The organism is Microbacterium forte (assembly GCF_031885415.1).
GTDB classification, from domain to species: Bacteria; Actinomycetota; Actinomycetes; order Actinomycetales; family Microbacteriaceae; genus Microbacterium; species Microbacterium forte.
In genome coordinates, this window is the sequence record NZ_CP116871.1 from 3,140,281 (window position 1) to 3,155,157 (window position 14,877).

A 14,877-nucleotide genomic window follows, 5' to 3' on the forward strand; every position below is an offset into this window, starting at 1 on the left:
CCGGCTCACGCGGTGCGCCCATCGGTCACTCGTGCTCGGGGAGTATCGGGCTGGACCACCCGGGATCACGACCCATCTGCGCGGCGCGCGAGACCGACGTCGCGCCGAACCGATCGCGCAGGGTGTCGAGAACCGTGTCGAGGCGTTCTTCGTCTCCCCAGTCGATCGGCAGCTCGGGCTGCATGCGGTCTGCGTGATCGAGGTGCGACAGCGACAACCCGATCAGCGTGATGCCACGTTCAGCGATCTCGGGATGCGCGGCGGCGAGCAGTGCGCGAGCGACCGTGAGCAGGATCGCGGTGCGATCGGTGGCGGATCCGAGCGTGCGCGATCGGGTCGCCTTCGCGAAGTCGCCGAAACGGAGGCGCAGCACCACCGACCGGCAGACCCGGTCTCCGTCGCGCAGCCGTCGCGCGAGGCGGTCGACGATCTGCGTCAGGATCAGATCGAGCTCCTCGGCCGAGCGCGAGCCCGTGCCGAGGGCGCGCTGCGAGCCGATCGATGCGCGGCGGCGGGTCGTGTCGACCGGACGCGGATCCCGCAGGCGGGCGAGGGCGTGCAGGTGCGCGCCGACCGCTGTGCCCAGCATCCGCTCGGCAGTGGCTGCCTCGAGTTCGGCCAGCTGGCCGACCGTGCGGATGCCGTAGCGCTGCAGCTTCTCGGCGGTGACGGCGCCCACGCCCCACAGCCGCTCGACCGGCAGAGGGAGCAGGAACTCCTCTTCGCGTTCGGGTTCGACCACGAGCAACCCGTCGGGCTTGCTGACGGCGCTCGCGACCTTGGCGAGGAACTTCGTGCGGGCGACGCCCACCGAGATGGCCAGCCCGACCTCGGTGCGCACCCGCTCGCGCAGACGCACGGCGACCTCTTCGGGGGTGCCGACGATGCGCCTGAGGCCCCCGACCTCGAGAAAGGCCTCATCGATCGAGAGTCCCTCGACGAGCGGCGTCGTGTCGCGGAAGATCGCGAACACGTCTTTGCTGGCTGCGGAGTACGCCTCCATGCGCGGGGGGACGACCACGGCATCCGGGCACAGCTGCAGCGCCTGTCGTCCGCCCATCGCCGTGCGCACTCCGCGCGCCTTGGCCTCATAGCTCGCAGCGAGCACGACGCCGCCGCCGACGATGACCGGTCGGCCGCGCAGCTCGGGGGCATCGCGTTGCTCGACCGAGGCGTAGAACGCGTCGAGGTCGGCGTGCAGCACGGTGGCTTCGCCCCGCATCCTGTTCTCCCGTCGACGTGCAGATCGTCGCACGCACCGGGGACATCGGCTCAGGCGGCGACGAGGCGAGACGAGAAGGCGCCGATGCGCTGCACGAGCGCATCGAAGGTGGCGTCGAAGGCGGCCGGCGTGCCGATGCGGGCAGGGTCGCGGATCGACCAGTGCAGGTCGTCGCGCTGACCGAGACGCTCGTGGGCGTCGTCGCACACCGTGATCACGAGGTCGCCCTCGGCGAGCACGTCGTCGAGGTGGCGGGGTGGATGGTCGCCGTCGATGACGAGCCCGTGCCGAGCGGCCGCCGCGGTGGCCTCGGGATTCACCATCTCGGCAGGTCGGGTTCCTGCCGAGGCGACGGCCACCGGACTCGTATCGCGCCAGATCGCCTCGGCGAGTTGCGACCGCGCGGAGTTCGCGGTGCAGACGAACAGCACACGGCGAGGCGGGGCGACGCTGGGGGGCGCGAGAGTGGTGAAGACCTCGGGGCGCAGTCCGATGTAGCTGCGCCGTCTGTCTAACTCCGAGCGCGTGCGCGCGATGATCTGGGCCGACTCGAGCACTCCCAGGTGGTGCGCGATGAGGTTCGATCGCAGGTCGAGAGCCGTCCCGATCTCGGAGGACGACAGATCTCCGAGCGTGAGCAGGTCGACGATGCGCAGGCGCGTCTGATCGGCGAGTGCGGCGAAGATGCCGGCGCGGCGTTCGAGATCGATCATCATTCCCATCCTTACCACGAGACGCAGGGTGTGTCCATGCCCATTGACTCAATCTGCACTGACCCTATTCTGGGCGTCGCGAGTCCGCGAACGCGGCCTCGGAGAGGAATGGACATATGGGTATCGGAAGCGGCATCGCGCTCTTCGTCATCGGAGCGATCCTCGTCTTCGCACTCAACATCGACACCGGCGGCTATGTCGATCTCGACCTGATCGGCTACATCCTCATGGGTGCAGGAGTCGTCGTCTTCCTGATCAGCCTCATTCTCGTGATGCGCAGTCGGCGCACCGAGACCGTCGACCGCACGGCCGTCGACCCCGCGACCGGCGAGCGTGTGACCCGCCGCAGCATCCGCGACAACGAGCCCCTCGCCTGATCTCGGCATGACCGTGGCGCAGCGCGGCACCGGCGCGATCGTCGTCGGTGCCGCAGCGACCCTCGCGTTCGTCGTGCTGCGCGCCGTGGTGGCCCTCGGCGGTCACGAGCCGCTCGCGGTCGACATCTGGTGGCACGACCTCATGGTCGCGCTGAGCAGCGACGCCTGGCTCGTCGTCGCCTGGGTGCCCGCCGTCGTCGGCGGCACGATCGGCATGATCGTGGTCGGAGCGCTGCTGATCGCGGCTCTCCTCTGGCGCGGACGGCGGTGGGATGCGGCGACGCTGGCGATCGCGATGGTCACCGTGGTCGCCATCGGGGCGACCATGGCCGCGGTGATCGGTCGCACGCGCCCGGTCGACTCGCTCGCAGAGAGCGTCGCGACCTCCTTCCCGTCCGGGCACACCGCCGTCGCCACGACCGTGGTGGTGATCCTCGGACTCGTGCTCCGACGCCGGTGGGTCTGCGTCGTCGGTGTCGCGTGGATCGCGCTCATGATGTGGAGCCGCACCTACCTCCACGCCCACTGGCTCAGCGATGTGGTCGCCGGAATGCTCGAGGGCGTCGCCGTCGCCACGTTCGTCTGGGCCTGCGTGGAAGCGACGCGCGCGCGCCGCCTCGCGCGGTCCCGCAGCACGTCAGACATCTCCGAAGAACCGATCGAAAGCCCCGTGAACCCATGAACACTCGCGACTCGGCCGCCTCCACCGCGAGGGCCGCTCAGGACTCCACCGCCTTCCGCGTCCTCGCCCGCGTCGGGTACGTCGTGCTCGGCATCCTGCACATCCTCATCGGCGGGATCGCGATCTCGATCGCCACCGGCGGCGGCGGCGAGAACGCGGATCAGGGCGGTGCCCTGCAGCAGATCCAGGAGTCGCCTGCCGGCGTGTTCCTGCTCTGGCTGATCGTGCTCGGTCTGTTCGCACTGGCGATCTGGCAGATCGCCGAGGCCGTCATCGAGCGCGATCCCGATACGAAGAAGATGTGGGCGCACCGGGCGAAGTTCGTGGGCACAGCCGTCGCCTACCTGGCGATCGGCGCGACGGCTCTGATCTATGCGCTCGGCGGGCAGTCGCAGTCGTCCGAGTCTTCGCAGTCGTTCAGTGCGAGGCTGCTGGCGGCGCCGGCCGGTGTCGTGCTGCTCGTGCTGGTCGGGCTCGGGGTGGCAGCGGTCGGGATCGCCTTCATCGTGCGCGGCATCACCCGCGCGTTCATGGAGCATCTCTCCGTGCCGTCGGCGAAGGCCCGTTCGGGAATCACCGCGTTTGGAGTGGCCGGCTACGTCGCCAAGGGCATCGCGGTCGGCGTCGCCGGCGTGCTCTTCGTCATCGCGGCGCTCACCCACGACCCCGAGACCGCAGGCGGCCTGGACTCGGCGCTGCGTGCTCTGGCCGGGTTGCCCTTCGGCGCTGTGATCCTGTGGGTGGTCGGCGCAGGTCTCGCCCTCTACGGCCTGTTCTGCTTCGCCCGGGCGCGCTACGCCCGCATGTGAGCCGGGCCGATCCGGCTCCGGAGCGCCTATCGAACCGCGACGGGCGGCGCAACCCCGAACCACGGATTCGCGAGCTCGGCGAGGATGGAGCGATGAAGATCGTCTCGTATGCAGGCCAGCAGCTGGTGACCACCGATGACGTGGCAGATTCCCTCGTGACCCTCGCCGCAGCAGTCGCGAAGGAGGGGGAAGCCGACGCGGTCGAGATCCCCATCCTCGTCGGCGGGCGCGAGGACTGCGCCGATCTCGTCATCGGCGTCGGCAACGACCTGCTGGTCGGACCGCACGAGTTCGACGACGACGAGCCGGACTTCACCGAGCACGCGGCGAGGCTGCAGGCGCACCGCCTCTATCCAGACTCCCCGGACGTCGATGACGACTCCGAGCCCGACTGGCACGTGGACGTGGATCTCGACCTCGACAACTCCAGCTCTCTCCCGCACTGAACCCGACTGCTCCCGCGCCCGCGGGAGGACGCGGTGTGCGCCCTCCCGCGTCATCCATGAGGTTCAGTCAGTGGTGAGCAGCACCTTCGTGGCGCGACGCTCGTCCATCGCCTTGTATCCCTCGGCGGCCCGCTCGATCGGGAGCGTCAGGTCGAACACGATGCCCGGATCGATCTGATCGGTCATGATGAGGTCGATCAGCTCGGGGAGGAACCGGCGCACCGGTGCCGGTCCGCCCAGAAGGCTGACGGTCGAGAAGAAGAGGTCGAGTCCGTCGAGCTCGACGCCATGGCTCACGCCGACGTAGCCGACGTGTCCGCCCGGGCGTGTGGCGTGGATCGCCTGCATCATCGACTCCTGCGTGCCGACGGCTTCGATCGTCGAGTGCGCGCCGTACCCGCCGGTGAGCTCCTTGATCTTCGCGACGCCGTCGTCGCCGCGCTCCTCGACGATGTCGGTGGCCCCGAACTTCGTCGCGAGCGCCTGACGGTCGGCATGACGTGACATGGCGATGATGCGCTCGGCTCCGAGCTGCCTGGCGGCGAGGATGGCGAGCAGGCCGACGGCTCCGTCGCCGACCACCGCGACGGTCTTGCCTGGCCCCGCCTCGGCGGCGACAGCGGCGAACCAGCCAGTGCCCAGAACGTCGGATGCCGCCAGCAGGCTGCGGGTTTGCGCGGGTGTCGGGTCGCCCTCGACCACGACGAGGGTGCCGTCGGCGAGGGGGATGCGGGCGTAGTCGGACTGCGTGCCGACCCCGCCCATCATGACCTGGTGGATGCAGCGCGACTGGAAGCCGGCCTGGCAGATCTCGCACGTGTTGTCCGAGGCGACGAACGACCCCACGACGAAGTCGCCGACCTTGATGTCGCGGACCTCGTCGCCGATCTCCTCGACCACGCCGATGTACTCGTGCCCCATCGGCGTGGGGTGATCCACCGGCTCGATGCCGCGGTAGGGCCAGAGGTCCGAGCCGCAGATGCAGGCAGCGGTGACGCGGATGACCGCATCCGTCGGCTCGACGACGGCGGCGCGGGGGATCTCCTCGACGCGGACGTCTCCGGGGGCGTGCATGACGACGGCGCGCATGGTGCGTGTGCTGACGGTGTCTGTGTTCATGATGTTCTCCTTCAGTGAGTGAGGGCGGTGGATGAGGTCGTGGGCGGGGAGTGTCGTGCCGCTCGCCCCTGTGCGGTGCCGATCAGCACCAGGGCGACGGCTGCGAGCGCGGTCGTGGTGACGGTGACCACGCCGAGCGGCAGGATGCTCAAGGCGCCGGCGACGCCGACGAGCGGGGCGGCGATGCCCCCGAAGCCGAACCGCACCATTCCGAGAAGCGACGAGGCGGTGCCGGCGATCTGCGGGTATCCGATCAGAGCGAGGGTCGTGGCCGGGGGAGACGAGATGGAGACGCCCGCGGCGAGGGCGAACAGCGACGCGAGCACGACCCACAGCGGCATCGGCACGAGTCCGGCGGCGAGCAGGCCGATGGCGCCGGCGGTCGCGACCGCGACACCCGCGGCGAGCACCGCGTGCACGTGACCTCGTTCGGAGAAGCGGCCGGCCAGGTGACCGAAGACCATGAATCCTGCCGAGTTCGCGCCGAACGCGAGGGCGTATCCGAGGGGCGACAGGCCGTAGATGTCCTGCAGCACGAACGTCGCGCCGGACAGGTAGGCGAAGAGCGCGGCGTACATCAGCCCCTGGTTCAGGACGGCGCCGACGAAGACGCGGTCTCGGAGGAGCGTCCGATAGTCGCTCAGGGTGCGGGTCAGGCCGCCCGTCGTCCGTGCCTCGATCGGCAGCGTCTCCCTGAACCGTGCGAGCGCGGCGATCAGGATGGCGGTGCCGATGACCGCGAGGAAGACGAAGAGTCCCCGCCAGTCGATGATCGTGTTGAGGAGGCCCCCGAGCAGCGGGCCGACGACCGCCGCGAAGCCGCCGACGACGGTGAGCCGCGCGTAGAAGCGGATCAGCTCTCGGCCGGAGAACACGTCACGGCCGGCCGACTGTGCGATCACGATGCCGACGCCGCCGGCGAGTCCTTGGACGAATCGTGCGGCGATCAGCAGCTCGACGGTCGGACTGATGGCGCACAGCGTCGACGTGACGATGTACGCCACGATGCCGATGAGCAGGATGCCGCGGCGTCCGTACCGATCCGACACCGGCCCGGCGATGAGCTGACCGGCCGCGAGACCGATGAGGCAGGCGGTCACGGTGAGCTGCGCGACGGATGTGGCGGCGTCCAGCTCCGCCGTGAGAGCCGGAAGGGCGGGCAGATAGAGGTCCATCGAGATCGGTCCGAACACGGTCAGCAGAAGCAGCAGGGCAGGAAGCACCCGGTCGGCGGAGGGGCGGGCTGCGGATGTCATGCCGTCCACTCTGCGCCTGTCGGGTGCTCTGAGGGAGTCCCTGTCGAGGGGTGTACTGCGAGAGCCTCCCTGCGGAGCGCGGTCGGGGGTAGCGTCCTGAGCATGGACAACAGATCCGAGGTCCGCGAGTTCCTGATGACCCGCCGCGCCCGTGTCGCGCCCGAGTCGGTCGGCATCCCGGCCGGCGGGAACCGACGTGTCGCCGGCCTGCGGCGCAGTGAGGCCGCAGCGCTCGCCGGAGTCAGCGTCGAGTACTACGCGAAGCTCGAGCGCGGCGCGATCGCCGGCGCCTCCGCCGCGGTGCTCGACGCGCTCGCGTCAGCCCTCCAGCTGGACGACGCCGAGCGCGCGCATCTGCTCGACCTCGCCCGCGCGGCCGACGGCATCCCGTCGAGCGGTCGCTCGCGTCGCCGGTCGGCGAAGCCCGGGGTTGCACGACCCAGCCTGCAGTGGGCGCTGTCGTCGATCACCGACGCGATCGCGTTCGTCCGGGACCCCCGCCAGAACCTGGTCGCCACGAACGATCTCGCCCGCGCGTTCTACTCGCCGGTGATCGGCGACGGCGGGCGGACGCCCAATCTCGCTCGCTTCCAGTTCCTCGACCCGGCGGCGCGCGACTTCTATCCGGATTGGGATCTCTTCGCTGAGATGTGCGTCGCGATCATGCGCGCCGAGGCGGGGCGCGATCCACACGACAAGGGGCTGCAGGATCTCGTCGGCGAGCTGTCGACCCGCAGCGAGACGTTCCGGCGACTGTGGGCCGCCCACGATGTGCGCATCCACGGCGCCGGCACGAAGCGGTTCCGGCATCCGCTCGTGGGCGAGCTGACATTGGCGTACGAAGAGCTCGCGATCACCGCCGAACCCGGCAACGTGCTGCTGGTCTACACGGCTGAACCGGGCTCGCCATCCGCTGAGCGCCTCGGTCTGCTCGCCTCGTGGTCGATGAAGCAGCGCAGCGCCGAGCCCGCGAACGACACGAGCCGAGGCTGACGCTCCGCCCCACTCAGAGATGGTTGCTCCCGGTCTACAGTTGCACTTTCGCAACCAATAGGCGTATAGTTGACTCTTATCAACTTTCCACACAGGAGCTCTCCACTGTGACCAACATCACTCCCACCTCTTCAGCCGAGGCGACGCGTTCGCCTCGCGAGGTCTTCACCGCGATCTCCGGCCTCGTCGTCGGAATGTTCGTCGCCGTGCTCTCGGGCACCGTGGTGTCGACCTCGATGCCCGTCATCATCGCCGACCTCGGCGGCACCCAGTCGCAGTACACCTGGGTCATCACGGCCAGCCTGCTGGCGACCGCCGTCTCGACGCCCATCTGGGGCAAGCTCGCCGACCTCGTCGATCGCAAGATCCTCGTGCAGCTGTCTCTCATCATCTTCACCGTCGGCACCGTGATCGCCGGCTTCTCGACTGACACGAACATGCTCATCGCCGTGCGCGTGATCCAGGGCATCGGCGTGGGTGGTCTGATGTCGCTCGTGATGATCGCGGTCGCCCTCATCATCTCGCCGCGCGAGCGTGGCAAGTACATGGGCGTGGTCGGCGGCATCATGGCGCTCGGCACCATCGGCGGCCCGCTGCTCGGCGGACTCCTCACCGACGTGTGGGGCTGGCGCTCCAACTTCTTCGTCGGCGTTCCCTTCGCGATCCTCGCCCTCGTGCTGCTGCAGTTCACGCTGCACCTGCCCAAGCCGCAGCGTGACCGCAAGGTCTCGATCGACTACTTCGGCATCGTCCTCCTCGCCGTCGGCGTCTCGACCCTGCTCATCTGGGTCTCGATGGGCGGCAGCGAGTTCGATTGGGACTCGTCGACCAGCATCACGCTCGCCGTCATCGCCGCCGTCGCGATCGCCGGCTTCATCACCGTCGAGTTCTTCGTCAAGGAACCGATCGTGCCGATGTCGCTGTTCCGCAACCGCACCTTCACGCTGTCAGTCATCGCCTCCATCGCCATCGGCGTCTCGATGTTCGCGACCTCGGTGTTCCTCGCCCAGTACTTCCAGCTCGCGCGCGGCGCCACACCGACCGAGTCGGGCCTCATGACGATCCCGATGATCATCGGCCAGATGGGTGCGTCGATCATCATCGGCCAGCTCGTCAGCCGGTTCGGCAAGTGGAAGGGCTGGATGCTCACGGGCTCCATCCTCACCACGGTCGGCGTCAGCCTGATGTCGACGTTGCGCTACGACACCCCGTTCCCGCTGGTCGCCGTCTACATGTTCGTGCTCGGCGCGGGCCTCGGCATGGTCATGCAGAACCTCACCCTCATCGTGCAGAACGACACGGCTCCGCAGCAGCTGGGCGCCGCCTCGTCGAACGTCAACTTCTTCCGCACGATCGCCGGCACCATCGGCGTGACGGTCATGGGCGCGACCCTCTCGACGAGTGTCGCGAACTACATCACCGATGCGCTCGACGGCTTCACGCCGACGACGCCGGAAGAGGTCGACGCCCTGAAGCACCTCGCTTCGGGTGACGTGCCGAAGGTCACGCAGCTGCCTGACACGATCCGCACGATCGTCGAGGGAGCCTACGGCCACGGCATCGCCGACGCGTTCATCATCGCCATCCCGCTGGCGCTGATCGCCATCATCGCGATCGCGTTCATCAAGAACAAGCCGCTCTCGACGAAGAACGCCGCCGAGCAGCTGCGCGAGCAGGCCGAGGAATCGGTTCTCGAGGTCTCGGAGGCAGAGGTCGGCGCCACGATGTCGACCGGGACGATCCGACTCTCGGGCGTCGACTCCGCCTCACCGACCACCGGCTCTGTGACGGTGCTCGAACGAGACGACCAGGAGCCGAGGCGCTGACATGGCCACCCCCGTGGCGGTCGAGCCCGCCGACGTCGACACCGCGCTCGGCGACCTGCAGACGCATCTGAACCTGATCTTCGCGAGGACCAGGACGCTCTGGAAGGAGTCGGCTGCGCGCATCGACCCCGAGCTGCAGGTGGGCGGCTACAAGCTGCTGACCTTCATCGAACGGGCCGAATCGGCGAATGCGCACGAGCTGGCCGAGCGCTTCGAGATGGACAAGTCGGTCATCAGCCGCCAGGTGCGCATGCTCGAGGAGCTGGGGCTGATCGAGTCCCGGCCGGACGAGCGGGACGGCCGGCTGCGGGTTCTGACGCCGACACCGGCCGCCTGCACCGTGCTCGCAGAACTGCGCAGAGATCACGCGTCGCGTCTGCGGACGATCGTGGCCGAGCTCACGCAGGACGAGATCCAGGCAGCGTCCAAGGTCTTCCGTCTGCTTGCCGAGGTCTGACCGCCCCGAGCATCCACCTCGATCGAAGCCCCGCCGTCTCTGAGACGGCGGGGCTTCGCCGTAAGCTGGCGACCATGAGTGCCTCGCCCGACGAACCCGCCCGAGAGGGCGCGCCCGCCGCAGACTCCGCAGGTGCCGAGCCCCTCGATCCGGCCGCCCTCGATCCGGCCGAGCTCGACCAGGCGATCTCGAGGGTCGAGCACGAGCTGGGAAGGCTGTTCGCCCGCATCCGGGTGAGCTGGCGCGAAGCGGCGCAGACCGTGCACCCCGACCTGCAGCCCCTCGGATATCAGGTGCTGACCTCGATCGCGACCGGCAAGGCGACCTCGGCCGGGGCGATCATCGAGCGTCTGCAGACCGACAAGTCGGCCGTCAGCCGTCACGTGCGGCAGCTCGAGCAGCTCGGGCTGGTCGAGAGCGTCCCCGATCCCGACGATCGCCGGGCGCGGGTGCTCGTCGCGACCGAGCTGGCGCAGGAGCGGGTCGCTCTGGCCCGCTCGCGCTACGAGGAGCGCCTCGGCGAGCGGCTGCGCCGCTGGTCGGCCGAAGACCTCGATCACTTCGCGGAGCTGCTCGCCGCGTTCGGCGACTGACCGAGGTCGGCGGCGTTCTCGTCGCGCAAGGGCTGGACTCGGCGACGAGCCAGGACGAGACTGATCCCACGGTTACAGGAATGAGGAACAGTCATGGCGTACAGGGTCGGATACTTCGTCGGAAGCCTCTCGTCCACCTCGATCAACCGCATCCTCGCGACGGCGCTGATCAGGCTCGCTCCATCCGATCTCGAGTTCTTCGAGATCCCGATTAGAGACCTCCCTCTCTACAGTCAGGACTACGACGCCGACTACCCCGCTGTGGCGGTGGATCTCAAGGAGTCGATCGCTTCGGCGGATGCCGTGCTCTTCGTCACGCCCGAGTACAACCGTTCGATCCCCGGGGGACTCAAGAACGCGATCGACTGGGCCTCGCGACCGTGGGGCCAGAACTCGTTCGATCACATCCCGGCCGCCGTCATCGGAGCATCGGTCGGTGCGATCGGCACGGCCGTCGCCCAGCAGAGCCTGCGCGGCGTGCTCAGCTTCTGCAACGCCCGCCAGATGACCGCCCCCGAGGCCTACATCCAGTTCTCGCCCGACACCTTCTCGGATGACGGCACGGTCACGAACGAGGGCACGGCGAAGTTCCTCCGCGACTACCTGGTCGAGTTCCGCGACCACATCGAGCGCGTACTCACCGTGCTGCCGCGCGACACGGATTCGTGAATCGGCCGCCTCGCAGGTCATCGCGGCCGCTGCGCCACCGCATCCGCGTAGCCTGGAGGACATGACGCTCACGAAAGCCCGCACCGCCGCCGAGGTCGTCGACTGGAGGCGTCGGGTCTTCGCCCTCTACGACGCGGTGCGCCGCGCGGACTCCGCCGAAGAGGCGCACGAGCTGTGGCGCATCGAGCGCGACGACCTGATGCTGCATCACGCGGCGACCCCGCTGCTGGCTGACGACCGCCCGCTCTTCGAGGGGCTGCCGATCGCCTCCTACGACCCGCAGTGGCGCTTCGAGCTGCCCATCCTGCCCGCGGAGCCCGGCGGCTTCGACTTCGCGACCGGCACCGACGGCGTGGTGCCGTTCGAGCGCATCGGCAGGGTGGAGATCCCCGACACCGGATCGCTCGACGTCTGGCGGCTGACGACCTACGGCGGTGGGATCTTCGTCCCGGTGCGCGACGCGCTCGCCGGTCGTCCGGGCGGCACGTACGGGGGAGGCCGCTACCTGATCGACACGATCAAGGGTGCGGACCTCGGATCGGATGCCGAGCGCGGCACCATCGTGCTCGACTTCAACTTCGCCTACAACCCGTCCTGCGCGTACGACCCCGCCTGGGCGTGCCCGCTCGCGCAGCCGGGCAATGTGCTGCCGGTGGCGGTGCCCGTGGGCGAGATGTACGGCGGCGCAGCAGGCTGAGCATCCGGCCTGCATATCGCGGCGGGGGAATACCGCACCCCTCGCGCGCCTTACCCCTGAGCGTGACTCTCTTCGAACCGGCCGTCTTCGGCGCCCTCCAGTTGTCCAACCGCGTCGTCATGGCGCCTCTCACCCGCACGCGTGCAGATGATGACGGCGTGCCGACCGAGACGATGGTCGAGTACTACCGCCAGCGGGCGGGTCAGGGCCTCATCATCTCGGAGGGGACGTGGCCGGCGGCCGAGGGCAAGTCGTACTCCGGACAGCCCGGCATCGTCACGCCAGAGCAGATCGCCGGCTGGCGGCCCGTCGCCGATGCCGTGCACGAAGCGGGCGGCACCATCGTCATGCAGCTGATGCACGGCGGGCGCGTCTCGCATCCTGCGATCTCGGGTGAGCCGCGCGTCGTCGCCCCGAGCGCACTCGCCGCTCCCGGCCAGACCCACACTCCTGAGGGCAAGGTCGACATGCCTGTCGCCCACGCCCTGACCCTCGACGAGATCCCGATGGTCGTCGAGCAGTTCGTGCAGGCCGCGCGCAACGCGATCGCCGCGGGCTTCGACGGCGTCGAGGTGCACGGAGCCAACGGCTACCTCGTGCAGGAGTTCCTCTCGCCGGTGTCGAACATCCGCGACGACCAGTACGGCGGATCACCCGAGAACCGCGCCCGCTTCGCCATCGAGGTCACCCGTGCGGTCGCCGAGGCCGTCGGAGCCGATCGCACCGGCATCCGTCTGTCGCCGCAGCACAACATCCAGGGCGTCCTCGAAGAGGATGACGACGACGCGCTCGCCACCTACCTCGCCGTCGCCGAGGGCCTCGCACCGCTCGGCCTCGCCTTCGTCGACATCCTGAACGCCGCCCCGACGAGCGAGCTGGTGCAGCGCATCCGCCGCACGCTCGGAGCGCCCCTCATCATCAACTCCGGCTTCGGTTCTCCCACGACCCGCGACGAGGCAGAGATGCTCGTCTCAGAGGGATGGGCGGATGCCGTGGCCGCCGGCCGACCCGTGATCGCGAACCCCGACCTCGTCGAGCGCTGGCGTGAGGATGCCGAGCTCAACGAGCCTCGTCCCGCGCTGTTCTACGGCCGCACGGCCGAGGGGTACACCGACTACCCGTCGCTGGAGTCCGTGCGCGCCGACGCCTGATGGTCAGGGCCAGGGGCTGAGCGGTTGCAGGCGGCGCAGGCTGCTCGAAATGCCCCTGTCGGAGTGGGATCGCGGAGCGTACAGTGACCGCATGATCACCGACGATCCCACTCTGACGAATCCTGGTCACTACCGGACGCTCTGGGAGAACGAGTTCGTCCGCGTGCTCGAGTACACCGATGAGCCAGGTGATCAGACGACTCCGCACGACCACCCGAACACCGTCATGATCACCCTGAGCGACTTCTCGCGTCGGCTCACAGCCGGGGAGCGAACCTTCGACACATCGTTGACCGCGGGCCAGGCGGTGTGGATCCCGGCCCAGCGGCACTCGGGCGAGAACACGGGAACGACGCCGACGCACACGATCCTCGTCGAGCTGAAAGGGGACGCGGCGGGAGAGGCTGACGCGGGGACGCTCGGACCCCGAGTCTGACAGGGCCGAAACGCGGCGGCTCAGCGCCGTACGACCCGCGCCCGCGTCTTCGCGACGCTGGTGAGGGTGGCGCGCACCGGCGTGCCCAGATACAGACCGAGCGAGGCCCCCGAGGCCAATGCGATGCCGATGACCACGGCGTCGACCAGCGACCCTCCGATGCCCACCACGCCCGATGCCGACCCGGCCGAGTGGATCATCTCGAGCAGCCCCTGGAACACCGCGACACCGGGAACGAGCGGCACGATGGCCGCCGTCGTCACCGCGACCGACGGCACATGCAGCTTCACGGCGATCAGCATCCCGATGAAGCTGGCGAGCAGTGCGCCGATCGCGCTCGCCGCCGCCGGGTGCAGGTTCACGCCGACCATGGCGGAGTATCCGGCGATGGTCACGGCGCTGAGCAGCGCGCTGACGAGGATGATGCGGATGCCGGCGCCGTTGAAGACGGCGACGGCGATCGCGATGATGATCGCCCCGAGGAACTGATTCAGCAGCGGACCGAACGGGGCCGGGTCGTCTGGCAGGCCCATCGTGAAGCCGAGCACGCTGCCGACTTCGAGGCCGACGAGGATGCCGATCACGACGCCGAGCGTCTGCATGGTCAGGTCGAGGATGCGCCCGCCCGCGGTGAGCGCGAACCCGTCGATCGCGTCCTGCGCGGCACCGACGACGGTGAGGCCGGCGAGCATGAGCACGATTCCTGAGGCCACGATGATCGAGGGGCGGATGCCGACGAACGGCTCGATGCCCGCGGAGCCCAGCGCCGAGACGGCGACCGCGACGACCGTGGTGACGAAGCCTCCGGCGATCTGGCTGAAGAACAGGGGGACCCTGGCGCGGGCGAGACCCGCCTGGGTCAGTGCCGCACACAGCGCCGCGACGAAGGTGAGCCCGACGATGAGCGCCGAGGCGCCGAGCATGATGCTGACGCCGACGGCCAGCAGCGCCCTGGCCACGATGACGACAGGCTGCTGGTAGCGGAACGGCACGCGGCGCAGCACGCGGTAGGCGGTGCGCGCCGATTCCAGATCGAGGCCGTCGTCGATGTCGGCGACCAGGGCCTGCACACGCTGCAGCTTGGCGTGGTCGGGCGCCGCCACCCGCACGACGCGCACGAGCGTCTCGGGCCAGACCTCACCGCTCAGGTGGAACGACACCGTGATCGAGTTGTAGGTCACATCGACCTGCACGTCTCGCATGCCGTACGCGGCGCAGACGCGGGTGATGGCCAGCGTCACCTCGTGAGCGGAGGCACCGACACCGAACATCGATTCGCCGATGCGGGTGGCGAGATCCAAGACCCGCGGCACGGTGCGTTCGTCGATGACGGGCATCGCCTCGGTGTGGGCGACGGCGGAGGGATCGGTGTGCAGGATGCGCTGCACGGAGGCGAGCAGTCGCCGCGGGGGGTTCGGGGACACCTCCCCA

Annotated in this window: 17 protein-coding genes; 12 read left to right on the plus strand and 5 right to left on the minus strand. The window is 69.1% G+C overall.

The genetic code is table 11. The features are described 5' to 3' along the window. Window positions 1-25: 25 nt before the first annotated feature. On the minus strand, window positions 26-1,222 hold the full coding sequence (gene dinB / locus OB895_RS15120) for a DNA polymerase IV (RefSeq protein WP_042540008.1): 1,197 nt from the start codon (window positions 1,220-1,222) through the stop codon (window positions 26-28). A 50-nt stretch (window positions 1,223-1,272) separates the two neighbouring features. Continuing rightward, window positions 1,273-1,938 (minus strand): arsenate reductase/protein-tyrosine-phosphatase family protein, encoded by a 666-nt coding sequence (locus OB895_RS15125; protein ID WP_311878042.1) that lies wholly within the window; start codon window positions 1,936-1,938, stop codon window positions 1,273-1,275. Between the two features lie 113 nt (window positions 1,939-2,051). On the opposite strand from OB895_RS15125, the gene OB895_RS15130 reads away from it, so the two are divergent. The 4 genes from OB895_RS15130 (at window position 2,052) to OB895_RS15145 (ending at window position 4,249) form a co-directional block, all read left to right on the plus strand. Next, entirely contained in the window at window positions 2,052-2,312 is a 261-nt protein-coding gene (locus OB895_RS15130; protein WP_042540012.1) for a DUF6458 family protein, read from the plus strand. A 7-nt stretch (window positions 2,313-2,319) separates the two neighbouring features. Then, window positions 2,320-2,994, plus strand: coding sequence for a phosphatase PAP2 family protein (locus OB895_RS15135; RefSeq protein WP_311878043.1), 675 nt, complete (start codon window positions 2,320-2,322; stop codon window positions 2,992-2,994). After that, the gene (locus OB895_RS15140) at window positions 2,991-3,803 is read left to right on the plus strand and encodes a DUF1206 domain-containing protein (protein WP_042540016.1); all 813 of its coding nucleotides are present in this window, start codon (window positions 2,991-2,993) and stop codon (window positions 3,801-3,803) included. The genes OB895_RS15135 and OB895_RS15140 overlap by 4 nt, the downstream gene beginning before the upstream one ends. Before the next feature lie 92 nt (window positions 3,804-3,895). Continuing rightward, a complete protein-coding gene (locus OB895_RS15145; RefSeq protein ID WP_042540017.1) occupies window positions 3,896-4,249 on the plus strand; it encodes a hypothetical protein in 354 nt (117 codons plus the stop codon). 63 nt (window positions 4,250-4,312) lie between these two features. Here the strand turns inward: OB895_RS15145 and OB895_RS15150 are convergent, their stop codons facing one another. Then, window positions 4,313-5,338, minus strand: a complete 1,026-nt coding sequence (locus tag OB895_RS15150) for a zinc-dependent alcohol dehydrogenase family protein (protein ID WP_311879927.1) — start codon at window positions 5,336-5,338, stop codon at window positions 4,313-4,315. A 41-nt stretch (window positions 5,339-5,379) separates the two neighbouring features. Then, window positions 5,380-6,624, minus strand: coding sequence for a multidrug effflux MFS transporter (locus tag OB895_RS15155; protein ID WP_311878044.1), 1,245 nt, complete (start codon window positions 6,622-6,624; stop codon window positions 5,380-5,382). Window positions 6,625-6,726: 102 nt separating this feature from the next. Between OB895_RS15155 and OB895_RS15160 the strand changes: the two genes are divergently transcribed. The 8 genes from OB895_RS15160 to OB895_RS15195 all read left to right on the plus strand — a co-directional run bounded on the left by OB895_RS15160 (window position 6,727) and on the right by OB895_RS15195 (window position 13,446). Next, on the plus strand, window positions 6,727-7,617 hold the full coding sequence (locus OB895_RS15160) for a helix-turn-helix transcriptional regulator (RefSeq protein WP_079113485.1): 891 nt from the start codon (window positions 6,727-6,729) through the stop codon (window positions 7,615-7,617). Window positions 7,618-7,724: 107 nt separating this feature from the next. Then, window positions 7,725-9,443: an MDR family MFS transporter gene (locus OB895_RS15165; protein ID WP_082041079.1), complete on the plus strand. Its 1,719-nt coding sequence runs from the start codon at window positions 7,725-7,727 to the stop codon at window positions 9,441-9,443. A 1-nt stretch (window position 9,444) separates the two neighbouring features. Continuing rightward, on the plus strand, window positions 9,445-9,900 hold the full coding sequence (locus OB895_RS15170; protein ID WP_042540021.1) for a MarR family winged helix-turn-helix transcriptional regulator: 456 nt from the start codon (window positions 9,445-9,447) through the stop codon (window positions 9,898-9,900). A 74-nt stretch (window positions 9,901-9,974) separates the two neighbouring features. Next, complete coding sequence (locus OB895_RS15175; RefSeq protein WP_042540023.1) at window positions 9,975-10,493, plus strand: MarR family winged helix-turn-helix transcriptional regulator; 519 nt, start codon at window positions 9,975-9,977, stop codon at window positions 10,491-10,493. 93 nt (window positions 10,494-10,586) lie between these two features. After that, window positions 10,587-11,162, plus strand: a complete 576-nt coding sequence (locus OB895_RS15180) for an NADPH-dependent FMN reductase (RefSeq protein ID WP_042540025.1) — start codon at window positions 10,587-10,589, stop codon at window positions 11,160-11,162. A gap of 61 nt (window positions 11,163-11,223) precedes the next feature. Then, window positions 11,224-11,859: a DUF1684 domain-containing protein gene (locus OB895_RS15185; RefSeq protein WP_042540026.1), complete on the plus strand. Its 636-nt coding sequence runs from the start codon at window positions 11,224-11,226 to the stop codon at window positions 11,857-11,859. 62 nt (window positions 11,860-11,921) lie between these two features. Further along, window positions 11,922-13,010 (plus strand): alkene reductase, encoded by a 1,089-nt coding sequence (locus OB895_RS15190; protein ID WP_311878045.1) that lies wholly within the window; start codon window positions 11,922-11,924, stop codon window positions 13,008-13,010. 91 nt (window positions 13,011-13,101) lie between these two features. Continuing rightward, on the plus strand, window positions 13,102-13,446 hold the full coding sequence (locus OB895_RS15195; RefSeq protein ID WP_311878046.1) for a cupin domain-containing protein: 345 nt from the start codon (window positions 13,102-13,104) through the stop codon (window positions 13,444-13,446). A 20-nt stretch (window positions 13,447-13,466) separates the two neighbouring features. Here OB895_RS15195 and OB895_RS15200 read toward each other — a convergent pair whose 3' ends face one another. Next, window positions 13,467-14,870, minus strand: coding sequence for a threonine/serine exporter family protein (locus tag OB895_RS15200; protein WP_042540029.1), 1,404 nt, complete (start codon window positions 14,868-14,870; stop codon window positions 13,467-13,469). Window positions 14,871-14,877: the final 7 nt, after the last annotated feature.

What these genes read in the sequence shown, in the direction of transcription:
- OB895_RS15185 (WP_042540026.1), top strand. Translation starts at nt 11,224, where the DNA reads ATGACGCTCACGAAAGCCCGCACCGCCGCCGAGGTCGTCGACTGGAGG.
- OB895_RS15150 (WP_311879927.1), bottom strand. Translation starts at nt 5,338, where the DNA reads ATGCGCGCCGTCGTCATGCACGCCCCCGGAGACGTCCGCGTCGAGGAG.
- OB895_RS15175 (WP_042540023.1), top strand. Translation starts at nt 9,975, where the DNA reads ATGAGTGCCTCGCCCGACGAACCCGCCCGAGAGGGCGCGCCCGCCGCA.
- OB895_RS15130 (WP_042540012.1), top strand. Translation starts at nt 2,052, where the DNA reads ATGGGTATCGGAAGCGGCATCGCGCTCTTCGTCATCGGAGCGATCCTC.
- OB895_RS15145 (WP_042540017.1), top strand. Translation starts at nt 3,896, where the DNA reads ATGAAGATCGTCTCGTATGCAGGCCAGCAGCTGGTGACCACCGATGAC.
- OB895_RS15180 (WP_042540025.1), top strand. Translation starts at nt 10,587, where the DNA reads ATGGCGTACAGGGTCGGATACTTCGTCGGAAGCCTCTCGTCCACCTCG.
- OB895_RS15140 (WP_042540016.1), top strand. Translation starts at nt 2,991, where the DNA reads ATGAACACTCGCGACTCGGCCGCCTCCACCGCGAGGGCCGCTCAGGAC.
- dinB (WP_042540008.1), bottom strand. Translation starts at nt 1,222, where the DNA reads ATGCGGGGCGAAGCCACCGTGCTGCACGCCGACCTCGACGCGTTCTAC.
- OB895_RS15155 (WP_311878044.1), bottom strand. Translation starts at nt 6,624, where the DNA reads ATGACATCCGCAGCCCGCCCCTCCGCCGACCGGGTGCTTCCTGCCCTG.
- OB895_RS15170 (WP_042540021.1), top strand. Translation starts at nt 9,445, where the DNA reads ATGGCCACCCCCGTGGCGGTCGAGCCCGCCGACGTCGACACCGCGCTC.
- OB895_RS15195 (WP_311878046.1), top strand. Translation starts at nt 13,102, where the DNA reads ATGATCACCGACGATCCCACTCTGACGAATCCTGGTCACTACCGGACG.
- OB895_RS15160 (WP_079113485.1), top strand. Translation starts at nt 6,727, where the DNA reads ATGGACAACAGATCCGAGGTCCGCGAGTTCCTGATGACCCGCCGCGCC.
- OB895_RS15135 (WP_311878043.1), top strand. Translation starts at nt 2,320, where the DNA reads ATGACCGTGGCGCAGCGCGGCACCGGCGCGATCGTCGTCGGTGCCGCA.
- OB895_RS15125 (WP_311878042.1), bottom strand. Translation starts at nt 1,938, where the DNA reads ATGATGATCGATCTCGAACGCCGCGCCGGCATCTTCGCCGCACTCGCC.